General features: G+C 73.7%; 10 protein-coding genes, 1 tRNA gene and 1 pseudogene. 3 read left to right on the top strand and 9 right to left on the bottom strand.

The annotated features are described in order from the left end of the window. Positions 1 to 16 precede the first annotated feature (16 nt). From ACIPXB_RS16955 to metG, 5 genes are all read right to left on the bottom strand, one after another. Entirely contained in the window at positions 17 to 793 is a 777-nt protein-coding gene (locus ACIPXB_RS16955; protein WP_401450095.1) for a hypothetical protein, read from the bottom strand. 44 nt (positions 794 to 837) lie between these two features. Then, the gene (locus tag ACIPXB_RS16950) at positions 838 to 1,446 is read right to left on the bottom strand and encodes a hypothetical protein (protein WP_401450093.1); all 609 of its coding nucleotides are present in this window, start codon (positions 1,444 to 1,446) and stop codon (positions 838 to 840) included. A 124-nt stretch (positions 1,447 to 1,570) separates the two neighbouring features. Beyond that, positions 1,571 to 1,990 carry a DoxX family membrane protein gene (locus tag ACIPXB_RS16945; RefSeq protein WP_401450091.1) on the bottom strand — a complete coding sequence of 140 codons (420 nt, stop codon included), beginning with the start codon at positions 1,988 to 1,990 and terminating at the stop codon, positions 1,571 to 1,573. A gap of 89 nt (positions 1,991 to 2,079) precedes the next feature. Beyond that, positions 2,080 to 2,646: an antibiotic biosynthesis monooxygenase gene (locus ACIPXB_RS16940; RefSeq protein WP_401450089.1), complete on the bottom strand. Its 567-nt coding sequence runs from the start codon at positions 2,644 to 2,646 to the stop codon at positions 2,080 to 2,082. A 329-nt stretch (positions 2,647 to 2,975) separates the two neighbouring features. Continuing rightward, positions 2,976 to 4,688 carry a methionine--tRNA ligase gene (gene metG, locus ACIPXB_RS16935; protein ID WP_401450087.1) on the bottom strand — a complete coding sequence of 571 codons (1,713 nt, stop codon included), beginning with the start codon at positions 4,686 to 4,688 and terminating at the stop codon, positions 2,976 to 2,978. A 465-nt stretch (positions 4,689 to 5,153) separates the two neighbouring features. Between metG and ACIPXB_RS16930 the strand changes: the two genes are divergently transcribed. Both ACIPXB_RS16930 and ACIPXB_RS16925 read left to right on the top strand, forming a co-directional pair. Beyond that, positions 5,154 to 5,687, top strand: a complete 534-nt coding sequence (locus ACIPXB_RS16930) for an RNA polymerase sigma factor (protein WP_401450085.1) — start codon at positions 5,154 to 5,156, stop codon at positions 5,685 to 5,687. An 845-nt stretch (positions 5,688 to 6,532) separates the two neighbouring features. Continuing rightward, a pseudogene (locus tag ACIPXB_RS16925) lies at positions 6,533 to 7,282 on the top strand (IclR family transcriptional regulator C-terminal domain-containing protein); the annotation flags it as partial. Between the two features lie 340 nt (positions 7,283 to 7,622). On the opposite strand, the gene ACIPXB_RS16920 reads toward ACIPXB_RS16925, so the two are convergent. After that, a tRNA-Leu gene (locus tag ACIPXB_RS16920) sits at positions 7,623 to 7,710 on the bottom strand. Between the two features lie 356 nt (positions 7,711 to 8,066). Then, on the bottom strand, positions 8,067 to 9,008 hold the full coding sequence (locus ACIPXB_RS16915) for a beta-ketoacyl-ACP synthase III (protein WP_401450220.1): 942 nt from the start codon (positions 9,006 to 9,008) through the stop codon (positions 8,067 to 8,069). A gap of 243 nt (positions 9,009 to 9,251) precedes the next feature. Between ACIPXB_RS16915 and fdhD the strand changes: the two genes are divergently transcribed. Further along, positions 9,252 to 10,088, top strand: a complete 837-nt coding sequence (fdhD, locus tag ACIPXB_RS16910; protein WP_401450083.1) for a formate dehydrogenase accessory sulfurtransferase FdhD — start codon at positions 9,252 to 9,254, stop codon at positions 10,086 to 10,088. Between the two features lie 27 nt (positions 10,089 to 10,115). Here fdhD and ACIPXB_RS16905 read toward each other — a convergent pair whose 3' ends face one another. After that, positions 10,116 to 10,550, bottom strand: a complete 435-nt coding sequence (locus ACIPXB_RS16905; protein WP_401450081.1) for a (2Fe-2S) ferredoxin domain-containing protein — start codon at positions 10,548 to 10,550, stop codon at positions 10,116 to 10,118. Beyond that, the gene (locus tag ACIPXB_RS16900) at positions 10,547 to 11,638 is read right to left on the bottom strand and encodes a bile acid:sodium symporter family protein (RefSeq protein ID WP_401450217.1); all 1,092 of its coding nucleotides are present in this window, start codon (positions 11,636 to 11,638) and stop codon (positions 10,547 to 10,549) included. The genes ACIPXB_RS16905 and ACIPXB_RS16900 overlap by 4 nt, the downstream gene beginning before the upstream one ends. Between the last annotated feature and the right edge of the window lie 61 nt (positions 11,639 to 11,699).

The raw sequence follows: 11,699 nt of genomic DNA, 5'->3' as shown, positions 1-11,699 counted from the left end.
GCGACCGGCCCGGGGATCACTTCTCCAGGGCCAGGCCCAGGGCCGGGAAGAGGTCCTGGAACGGGGCCGCCGAATCGATTCCGTCCCGGCCGTAGGGCGCGTCGAAGCTCCACACCATGAACAGCAGGAAGACGATCAGCGCGGTGAACAGGCCGGCGAGCAGCAGCTCGCGGCCCGAGCGGCGGATCTGCAGAGTGAAGATCAGCCCGATGGTCACCACACCACCGGTGAGCAGGCCGAACCACACCACGCCCGGCAGTGTGGCCTCCGAGCTCTGGGTGCGCGAGTGCCGGGCGTCGTCGGCGGTCGCGATCTGGTCCAGCAGGGGCTGGTAGGCCTGCGCCTGGAGCTCGGTCGCCGGGCTCTGGTGGGTGACGTCGGAGCGCAGCGTGCCGAGGAGTTCGGCGCCCCGCGCGGTCGGGGACTCGCCGTCGGCCATCCGCGGCCAGTCCACGCCGACGGTGTGGGCGACGTACGCGTGCACCTCGCCGCGGATCCGGTCACGGACGGCAGCCGGGTAGACGTCGGCGCGCTGGCTGACCTCGTACAGTGCCTGCGCCTCGCGGCGCACGGTGTCCTCGGCGGCGCCGCGCGCCTCCCAGACCCCGGCGATGGCCAGGCCCAGCACGATCGCGTAGACCACGCCGACCATCATCGTCATGTACTCGATGACGTCGGGGGTTTCACTGGTGTCCTCGTCATCGGCGGCGCGGCGGTGCCGGAGGACGGTGAAGGCGAAGACGAGGGCGCAGACAAGCACCATGGCGATGGCCAGGACCAGCCATTCGGACACGAGGGGTCTCCCGTTGACGGTGTGGTGGGGGTGCGGGGGGGGGATCAGGCGCCGCGGCCCTTGGAACGCGGGCGCAGGGCGGCGGCCGCGAGGACGGCCGGGGTGGTGACGACGACCATGAGCATCACGGTGGACAGGCCGTCCGGGCCGCGCCGCCGGAGGGTCGAGCGGTACGGACGGACGTGGAACACCGGGGCGGCGGCCGGGGCCGGCCGGGCCGAGGGCCGCGGGGAAGCGGGCGGGGCCGGTGCCGGGGCGGGCGCGGCGGGGATCCCGGCCCGCGCGACGGCCGGAGCCGGCTGCGGCTCCGGGGCGGCCGGTGGCGGTACGGGGAGGGCCACCGGCGCGGCCACGGGCGGCGGCGTGGGCACGGGGGCGGGCGTCGGTGCGGGCGGCAGCGGCGTGTGCCGTACGGTCGCCCCCGCGGGCCCGGGCGGGAGCGCCCGTACGCTCGGCCGGCCCGCCGCCGGCGCGGGCCGGTCCGGTGCGCACCCGGGGGCCGCCGGGGGCACCGCGGCCGCCGACGGCGCCGCGGCCCGCGCGGACGCCGGGGCGCGGTCCGCGCCGTCACCGGCCGGGGCGGCCACCTGAGCGTGCAGCGGTCCGAGCGCCGCCACCAGGCCCGCCCCGGCGATGTACTGCCAAGCGGTCACCGCGTGTCCTCCCGTACCGGCGTGTATCAAGGTGCTCCCGCACGAAGAAACGATCACGACACGGGTTTCGACACGCTCGGGACGCGGCAGGATCGCCGCCCGGGGGCCGGTTCGAGCCCTCCGGTCAGCTGATCGAGCAGAACGGCGCGGTGACCATCAGCCCGAGGTCGTGGCCGGCGTACGCGAAGAACGCGAACATCACCAGCGCGGCGCCGCCGAGCGCGATGTCCTTGAGGAACATCGTCTGCTCCAGCTGCTTCGCCTGCGGTGTGCTCTCCTTCCAGAACGCGTGCATCAGGACGGCCGTCGGGATGCAGAACGCGGCGAGCGCCAGCGCGCCGAGGTCCGCCCACAGCCCGACCGCCACGCTGACCCCGCCGGCCAGCAGCAGCAGTCCGCTGCCGAAGGTGGCGGCCGTCGCCATCGGCAGGCCGCGGGAGGCGGCGTAGCCAGCCATCTCCTTGGTCCTGGTCAGGTGCCCCAGGGCACTGCCGAGGAAGAGTACGACGAACAGGATGCGTCCGATCAGCACGAGGACGTCCATCGTGACCTCCTGAACACCATCGAAGCGCCGCGGCAGCGGCCCCCCGCGTCTGCCCCGTTCCACGCCGCCCACCCGTCGGCGCGGCCGGGTCAGGCGGGACCCGGGCGCCGCCCCGGTTCCGGGGCCAGGCTCAGGGCCGGCAGGTAGCGGCGGACGGGGTTGCCGGTCACGGCGGGGAAGTCGAGGACCTTGTCCCACTCGGGGGTCTGCGAGCCGATGCCCCGGCCCGGGGCGGCCAGCGCCTCGATGTGGGCCTGCTCGCTCTCCCACTCCGCGTAGTTGAGCATCCGGGCGCCGTCGGATCCGAGGTGGAAGGTGCCGGAGATGCCGCCCGGCGCCGGGTTCGGGTCGGACTCCAGGGCGGCTAGGACCAGGTCCACCCAGGTGCGCGGGCGGCCCGGGTCCGTGCCGCCGAACTTGGCCTCCACGACCACGACGCAGCCCACCGCCCGGTCCGCCGCCCGGCCGCCCGCGGTGGGGCCGATGGCGCGGTAGGGGACGTACGTGTGGAGGCCGGCCCGCTCGATGCCCGGTACCGCGGCGTCGATCTCGGCGTTCCGGTCGTCGCGGTCGGTGCGGAGGAACTCCTGGTGGGCGGCCTCGTCGGTCCACTGCGCGTAGTGGAAGAGGGTGTCGCCGTCCGTGCCGATGTGCACGGTGTACGACAGCAGTCCGGCCGCCGGCCAGTTCCGGCCGCGCCAGGCGGCGGCGATGGCGTCGACGGCGGCCCGCTGACGCTGCGGGGTGCCGACCGCCAGGTGCCGGCCTTGACGACGCCCACACCGGGGCGGGCGAGATCGGGACGGGCGTCGGGCAGGACGATGGCCTTCATGGGGTGCCTCCTCGCGGTCACGGTTGCCGCACCGAGCCTCCGCCCTCGAGCACGCTTGAGGTCAAGCACACGTGAACCGGCGCGGGACGGCGGGCATGCGCGAGGGGCGCGACCCTCGCGGATCGCGCCCCTCGCACCGTACGCGGGCGGCCGTCAGGCCTCGGCACCGCCGAAGCGCTCGCGGTAGGACTCCAGGTCCTCCTCGGTGATCTTGGCGAAGAGCACCGGCGGCACGGTGAACGGGGTGCCAGCCGGGACCGCGTCCAGGGCCCTGGCCTGCTCCGGGGTCACCCACGTCGCCGTGTCGTCGGCCAGCGCGAAGGCCGAGCGCATGGCGGCGGCGGAGGCCGGGATGAAGGGCTCGGAGACCACCGCGTAGAGGTGGATGAGGTTCATCGCGGTGCGCAGCGTGAGCGCGGCGCCCTCCGGGTCGGTCTTGATCTCCAGCCAGGGGGCCTTCTCCTCCAGGTAGGAGTTGCCCGCCGACCACAGGGCGCGCAGCGCGGCCGCCGCCTTGCGGTACTGGAGGGTCTCCATGTGGCCCTCGTACTCGGCCAGCAGCTCGGCGATCTGCGCGCCCAGCTTGGCCTCGGCCTCCCCGGCGGCGTTCCCGGCGGGGACCTCGTCGCCGAAGCGCTTGCGGGAGAAGGACAGCACGCGGTTGACGAAGTTACCGAGGGTGTCGGCGAGGTCCTTGTTGACCGTGGCGGTGAAGTGCTCCCACGTGAAGGACGAGTCGTCGGACTCGGGGGCGTTGGCGATGAGGAAGTAGCGCCAGTAGTCGGCCGGCAGGATCTCCAGCGCCTGGTCGGTGAAGACGCCGCGCTTCTGGGAGGTGGAGAACTTGCCGCCGTAGTACGTCAGCCAGTTGAAGGCCTTGACATAGTCGACCATCTTCCACGGCTCGCGCACGCCGAGCTCGGTGGCCGGGAACATCACGGTGTGGAAGGGGACGTTGTCCTTGGCCATGAACTGCGTGTAGCGCACGTCCGCGGCCTCGTACCACCAGGACTTCCAGTCGCGGGTCTCCGGCTCGGCGTCCGCCCACTCCTTGGTGGCGCCGATGTACTCGACGGGGGCGTCGAACCAGACGTAGAAAACCTTGCCCTCGGCGGCCAGCTCCGGCCAGGTGTCGGCCGGGACCGGGACGCCCCAGTCGAGGTCGCGGGTGATCGCGCGGTCGTGCAGGCCCTCGGTCAGCCACTTGCGCGCGATGGAGGAGGCCAGCTGCGGCCACTCGTCCTCGTGCTGCGCGACCCAGGCCTCGACCTCGTGCTGGAGCTCGGACTGGAGCAGGAAGAGGTGCTTGGTCTCGCGGACCTCCAGCTCGGTGGAGCCCGAGATCGCCGAGCGCGGGTCGATCAGGTCGGTCGGGTCCAGCACGCGGGTGCAGTTCTCGCACTGGTCGCCGCGGGCCTTGTCGTAGCCGCAGTGCGGACAGGTGCCCTCGACGTAGCGGTCCGGCAGGAAGCGGCCGTCGACCGGCGAGTAGACCTGCCGGATCGCGCGCTCCTCGATGAAGCCGTTCTCGTGCAGGCGGCGCGCGAAGTGCTGGGTGATCTCGCGGTTCTGCTGCGAGGAGCTGCGGCCGAAGTAGTCGAAGGACAGCTGGAATCCGTCGTAGACCGCCTTCTGCGCGTCGTGCGCCTGCGCGCAGAACTCGGCGACCGAGAGCCCGGCCTCCTTGGCGGCGAGCTCGGCGGGGGTGCCGTGCTCGTCGGTGGCGCAGATGTAGAGGACGTCGTGGCCGCGCTGGCGGAGGTACCGGGAGTACACATCCGCCGGAAGCATCGACCCGACCATGTTGCCCAGGTGCTTGATCCCGTTGATGTACGGAAGCGCGCTGGTGATCAGGTGTCGAGCCATCCTCGGATGCTCCATTTCATATGTGCGGTACGTAACGGATTGTGATCCGGTTCATCGTATCGAACCGCCCGGAGGCCGTGTGCCGCATTTTCGAGGGGTGGACGTAACGCAAAAGCGAGGACTGTGACCTCTGCGTCACGACCCTCGCGCTCGCCCATGCTACAGCCGGAGCCGGGCGCCGCCGACCCGGGGCATTCCCGGCGCACTCCCGGGACAGCACCAAGGGCATATGCATCAGGACGACATGGGCTGCCGCACGGTCGAAGGCGATCACCGAACGGCCATCACCGAACGTAATGTCACCGGCATTCTTCTCTGCACACTACGGCCCTCCCAAACGCTGGAATGGTTGGAGGCGAGCGCCTCCAGTGCCACAAGGGGAGAGGTGGAACGGTGAGCGATGGCGGACCGGAAGAGTCGGGTGGGGCGGTGGGACTGCCCAGCCGGCGGAAACGGCCGACGCCGATGAGCCAGTGGGATGCCACGGCACGCCTTTCGTACTGGGCCTTCCACGCCGACCGGCGGCCCGCGTACATGAGGTTCGCCTACCTCCAGCTGGGCTCGGACGCCGATGCCGAGGACGCGGTGGACGCGACCTTCGACGCGATCATGAACGAGTGGCTGCGCATGCTCCACATGGACCGCCTCGAGGCGTACGCCTGGACCGTCCTCAAGCACCGCATAGTCGACCAGCAGCGCAAGCGGAACCGCCGCCCCGAGCCGATGGACATCACCGCCTTCGAAGCCGCCCTCAAGGACGCCGCCGTCGATCCGTACGACGTGCTGACCGACACCATCCAGTTCTACTCCGCGGTCTCCCGGCTCGCCGAGCGGCAGCGCGACGCCGTCCTGCTCCGCTACGGCCTGCAGTGCACCACGGGCGAGGCCGCCACCGTGATGGGCGTCGAGGAGGCCACCGTCCGTTCCCACCTCAGCCAGGCGCTGCGGCGCCTCGCCCGGCTCCTCGCGGCCCCTCGTGACGGGATGCCCGGCTCATGACCGACCGCACCGGCGGCCCCGGCCCCCTGGACCCCCTGGACCACTTCCTGGCCCGGGCCGGGGTCCGCGACCGCTACGTCCGCTACGACCTGCCCGCCGCCGAGGCCCGGCTGCTGCGGTCCCGCACCAGTCACCGCTGCCCGTGGAGCGGCGGCTGGAGCGATCCCGCGCGCGACTGCCCCGTCGACGCCGAGCAGGCGCGGCGGGACCTGAAGGCGGTGTGCCTGGCCGTGGTCTGCGCCCCGGACGCGGGGCACGGCCTCGGCGCCTTCATCCGCGGCGGTCACACCGACCTGGCCGGCGCCCTGGTCTTCGCGTGTCTGCTGCATCTCTCGGGGCTGCGCGACGGCGCCCGCTTCTGGTGGCAGTTCGCGGCCGGGGCCGGCGGCGAACAGGCCGCCTACTGCCTCTTCCTGGACCACTCGCGGCGCGGTGAGCACCACGACGCGCGGATCTGGGCCGGACAGCTGGCCGCCCGGGGCTTCCGGCCCGGCGGCCAGCGCGAGCTGCGCGAGGTCCGGCTGTGCGCGCAGGCCGCGGTCCTGCGGTACGTCGAGAGCCACGACGACGAGGACCTCGGGCCGGTGCCGCTGCCGCGCCCGGGCCTGGCGGAGGTGCTGCCGGCGTTCCGGCCGGCCGCCACGGCCGTCACGGGCGGCGCCGGCACGGGCGGCCTTGGTGGCTCGGGCGGCCTTGGTGGCTCGGGCGGGAACGTCCTGGTCGCGGGCGGGAGCAGGGACAGGGGCGGAGGGTACGTCGCTCCGGTCGTGGCCCCGGCGGCCCGGCCCTCCCCCGGCCCGCTGCGGCACCCGGCGCTCGCCGCGGCCGCGCAGCGGGCCGTACGGCTGCCGGCGCGCGGTGGCGACGACCGGGCGCTGGCGCGCGCCCGGCGCGCGCTGGACGTCGTACGGGTCCTGGAGCGGCACCCGCTGGGGGTGAGCAGCGGGCAGCTGGGCCGGGAGGCGGGGCTGGCCGGGCCGGAACTCGGGGCGGTGCTGGCGATGCTGTGCGAGGAGGAGTACGCCTACCGGCCGGCCCCGGGCGTCTACGGGCGCGGCCCCGCGCTGGACCGGCTGGCGGCGCCCGGCGGCCACGGCCTGCCGGCCCAGCTCCAGCACACGCTGGCGCTGGCCCGGGACAGCGTGGGTGCGGCCGTGTACCTCAGCCGGTACTCCGAGGGCGAGGTCCGCATCACCCAGATGGCGGACGGGCCCGGTACGCCGCCGGTCAACGAGTGGGTGGACTTCACCACGGCCGCGCACGCCAGCGCGGTCGGCAAGTGCCTGCTGACGCAGCTCGACCACGACGGGCGGGCCGACCACGTGGCCCGGCACCGGCCGGCCCGGCTGACCTCGCGGACGATCACCGACAGCCGGACGCTGTTCAGCGCTCTGGACGCGGTGGCGCCCGGGGAGCCGGTCTTCGATCTGCGCGAGTACTCCCCCGGCGTGGTCTGCTCGGCCGTTCCGCTCGCCCTCGGGGAGGCGGCCGGCAGCCTCGCCCTGTCGCTGCCCGCGGCGCACGCCCACCGGCTGCGCGCGGCGACCGGGCGGCTTCGCCGCAAGGCGGTTCCGGTGCTGCTGGCGCTGCTGCTGACCGGAGCGATCCCGCCGGACGCCGACGGCGCGCCGGACGCCGCGGAACCGGACCTGGCCGTGACCCCGCGGACCGTGCGGCACCTGCGGAGCATCTTCCGTACGCCGCTGCGGGGTGCGGCGGTGTCGGCGGGCCCGCACCTGGTGAGCGACCCCGCCGCGGCGGCGGCGTACTTCTTCGGCGCGGAGCCGGAGGAGGGCTCCGCGTCACTGGCGCTGCCGCTGACGTACACCCCGTTCGAACCGGCCGGGGACCGCCTCCTGGTGCTCCGGATGTAGGCGCGGGCGGCGGGCGCCCGCCCCCAACGCAAAGGAACCCCACCGAAGTGGGGTTCCTGTGTGGTGTCCGAGGGGGGACTTGAACCCCCACGCCCGATAAAGGGCACTAGCACCTCAAGCTAGCGCGTCTGCCATTCCGCCACCCGGACCAGGTGGTCTTCGCGGTTTCCCGCGGCGACATGGACAACAATAGCAGGGGTTCGAGGTGCTCTTCACCCGTATAAGTGGTGGTCAGCTGCGTGCGGGCACCCTTCCGTCCCGTACCCGCCGCTCCCGGACGCCGGTACGAGGGTGGACACCGCCTGTCCTGGCGCGCCGCCGGTCAGGTGCTGCTGATCTTCACGGTGCTGTTCTGGATGTACGGCGGCTACGCGCACCTCACGAACCAGGTGCCCCCGGACCGCACCGGCCGCCGGATGGCGCTGGCGCTGTGGCTGCCGGCGCCGTCCGCGGCGCCGGCTGAACGGCGGCGCCGGGGCGTCGGGGCGTGGGGAGCGGGGGCCGGTCAGGGGCAGGTGATGACCTGGCCGGCGTACGACAGGTTGCCGCCGAAGCCGAAGAGGAGGACGGGGGCGCCGGAGGCGATCTCGCCGCGCTCGACGAGCTTGGACAGGGCCATCGGGATGCTCGCGGCCGAGGTGTTGCCGGAGTCGACGACATCACGGGCGACGACCGCGTTCACGGCGCCGATCTTCTGCGCGACCGGGTCGATGATCCGCAGGTTCGCCTGGTGCAGGACGACGGCGGCCAGGTCCTCGGGGGTGATCCCGGCCCGCTCGCACACCTTGCGGGCGATCGGCGGCAGCTGGGTGGTGGCCCAGCGGTAGACGGACTGGCCCTCCTGCGCGAACACGGCCGGGCTGCCCTCGATCCGGACCGCGTGGCCCATCTCGGGCACCGAGCCCCACAGCACCGGGCCGATCCCGGGCTCCGCGGTGGCCTCGACGACGGCCGCGCCGGCGCCGTCGCCGGTCAGCACGCAGGTGGTGCGGTCGTTCCAGTCGGTGATCTCGGTCATCTTGTCGGCGCCGATGACGAGCGCGCGGGTGGCGGAGCCGGCCCGGATGGCGTGGTCGGCGGTGGCCAGGGCGTGGGTGAAGCCCGAGCAGACCACGTTGATGTCCATGACCGCGGGCGCCCCGCCCATGCCCAGCTTGGCGGCGACCCGGGCCGCCATGTTGGGCGAGCGGTCCACGGCGGTGGAGGTCGCGACCAGCACGAGGTCGATGTCGTCGGGGGTCAGGCCCGCGCCCGCCAGGGCCTTGCCCGCCGCCTGCGCCGCCAGCTCGTCGACCGGCTCCTCGGGGCCGGCGATCCGGCGCGTCCTGATGCCGACGCGGGAGCGGATCCACTCGTCGCTGGTGTCGACCATGGCCGCCAGGTCCTCGTTGGTGAGCACCTTCGCAGGCTGGTAGTGCCCGAGCGCCACGATGCGGGAACCGGTCATGGGCGCGGTCGTGGGCGCTGTCGTGGGCGCGGTCATGGGCGGGTTTCCCCCTAGGTGCGGAGTCAGGATCACCCAGCTTCGCCTGCTACCAGTGGGTACGGGTGCGTGTGACCCGACAGGATTCGAGCACCCTATTTTGGAGAGTCTCATGGATCTTCCTGGCGTACAGGACAATGGACGCCCCAGGGGTGCGAGGGCTCCCTGGGTTGCCTGCACGCGTGGACGAGGGGACGGCTGATCGGCATGGGACGGGTCACCGAGCGTCGGCGTGTCGTCCGGATCCGGGGCGGCGCGGCCGGCGTGCGTCCCGACACCCTGGTCGCCGAGGAGCCGCTGGAGATCCGGCTGAACGGCAGGCCCCTGGCCATCACCATGCGCACGCCCGGCGACGACTTCGCGCTGGCCGCCGGTTTCCTCGTGAGCGAGGGCGTGCTCGGCTCGGCGTCGGAGCTGCGGGCGGTCACCTACTGCGAGGGCGCCACCGAGGACGGCTCCAACACCTACAACGTGGTCAACGTGCAGCTGGCCCCCGGCGTGCCCGTGCCCGACATCACGCTCGAACGCAACGTCTACACCACCTCCTCCTGCGGTCTGTGCGGCAAGGCCAGCCTGGACGCGGTACGGACGGCCACCCGCTTCCCGGGGCTCGCCGCCGACCCGGTGCGGATCACCGCCGGGATGCTGGGCGAGCTGCCGGACCGGCTGCGGGCGGCGCAGAAGGTCTTCGACCGCACCGGCGGCCTGCACGCGGCCGCGCTGTTCACGCCGGAGGGCGAGCTGGTCGACGTACGGGAGGACGTGGGCCGGCACAACGCCGTCGACAAGATCGTCGGGCGGGCGCTCCAGGAGGGGCGGCTGCCGCTGGCGGGTTCGGTGCTGCTGGTGTCGGGGCGGGCGTCGTTCGAGCTGGCGCAGAAGGCGGTGATGGCGGGCATTCCGGTGCTGGCGGCCGTCTCGGCGCCGTCGTCGCTGGCCGTGGACCTGGCGCTGGAATCCGGGCTGACGCTGGTCGGCTTCCTGCGGGGCGGCGACATGAACATCTACGCGGGCGAGGAACGCATCGCGCTGCCGGTGGGCTGAGCGGGCCACCGGCAAGGCACCCGCCGCTCAGCGCCGGCGGGTGCGGCCGGCCCGCCGGGACGCCTCCCGGGGTTCGTTCTTCGGCGCCTCGATGCGGTGGAGGTCGAGCGTCGCGGGCAGCGGGGTGACGCCCGGCCCGCCCGACAGCGCCCAGTCGATGATCTCGTCGGTGGCCGTGTCGTCCAGGACCCACCCGAACCAGGTCGCGCGGGCGCCGCGCCGGCGGGCCTCCGTGGTGGGCTGGACGACGACCACGTTGGCCTGGGCGCAGGGGCCGAGGCAGTCGGTCGTACGGACGGCCAGGCGACCCTCGGAGGCGGCTGCGGCCGCGCGCAGCCGGGCCAGTTGGCCGGCGTGGTCGGTGCCGGGGTTCTTGCGCGGGTCGCCGCAGCAGCAGCCGCGGCAGAGCACCAGGGTGCAGGGGCGTTCGGCGTGGGCCCCTTGGGGGCGTATCCAGGTCACCGCCGAACGGTATCGGAGACCTGTTCGGAACCGGGGCGCGGGAGTTGAGGACCGGCCACCGCGTCCGCGGCGGCTTCCGGGTCGGTCCCGGCCTCCGGGGCGGTCCCTGCCTCCGGGTCGGTCCCGGCCTCCGCGTCCATGGCGGCCTCCGGGTCCTGGGCGCGGCGGCGGGCGAGGACCGCGCAGACCATGAGCTGCATCTGGTGGAACAGCATCAGCGGCAGTACGGCGAGGGCCGCCTGCGCGCCGAACAGCACGCTGGCCATGGGGAGTCCGGCCGCCAGGCTCTTCTTGGACCCGGCGAACTGGATGGCGATCCGGTCCTCCCGGCCGAAGCCGAGCCGCCGGGCGCCGTACCAGGTGACCAGCAGCATCACCGTCAGCAGGGCCGCCTCGACGAGCATGAGCGCGCCCAGGCGCGCCACGCCGACCTGGTGCCAGATGCCGGCCACCATGCCCGCGCTGAAGGCGGCGTAGACGACGAGGAGGATCGAGCCGCGGTCGACGAGGCCGAGCACCGGCTTGTGGCGGAGCAGGAAGCCGCCGGTCCAGCGGCGCAGGAACTGGCCGGCGAGGAAGGGCAGCAGCAGCTGGAGGAGGATCTCGAGGAGGGAGTCGAGGGAGAAGCCGCCGCCGTCGCCGCCGAGCAGAGCGGCCGCGAGCAGGGGGGTGAGGAGGATCCCGGCGAGGGAGGAGAAGGAGCCGGCGCAGACGGCGGCGGGCACGTTGCCGCGGGCCATCGAGGTGAAGGCGATCGAGGACTGGACGGTGGACGGCACCAGGCAGAGGAAGAGCAGGCCGCTGTAGAGCGGGGGTGTGAGCAGGGCGGGCACGAGGGCGCGGGCGGCCAGGCCCAGCAGCGGGAAGAGGACGAAGGTGGCGGCGAGGACGGTGAGGTGCAGGCGCCAGTGGCGCAGTCCGTCGAGGGCTTCGCGGGTGGAGAGCCGGGCGCCGTAGAGGAAGAAGAGGAGGGCGACGGCGCCGGTGGCGGCTCCGTCCGCGACGGTGGCCGCCGGGCCCCGGGCAGGGAGGAGGGCGGCGAGGCCGACGGTGGCGAGGAGGGCCAGGACGTACGGGTCCAGCGGCAGCCGGGCCGGCAGGCGCAGGCCGCGCGGGCCGCGCGGCCCGGGTACGCGCGCCGGTTCGGGT

The organism is Streptomyces sp. NPDC090022 (assembly GCF_044748145.1).
GTDB lineage: Bacteria > Actinomycetota > Actinomycetes > Streptomycetales > Streptomycetaceae > Streptomyces.
This window is presented reverse-complemented; position numbering and strand designations above follow the sequence as displayed.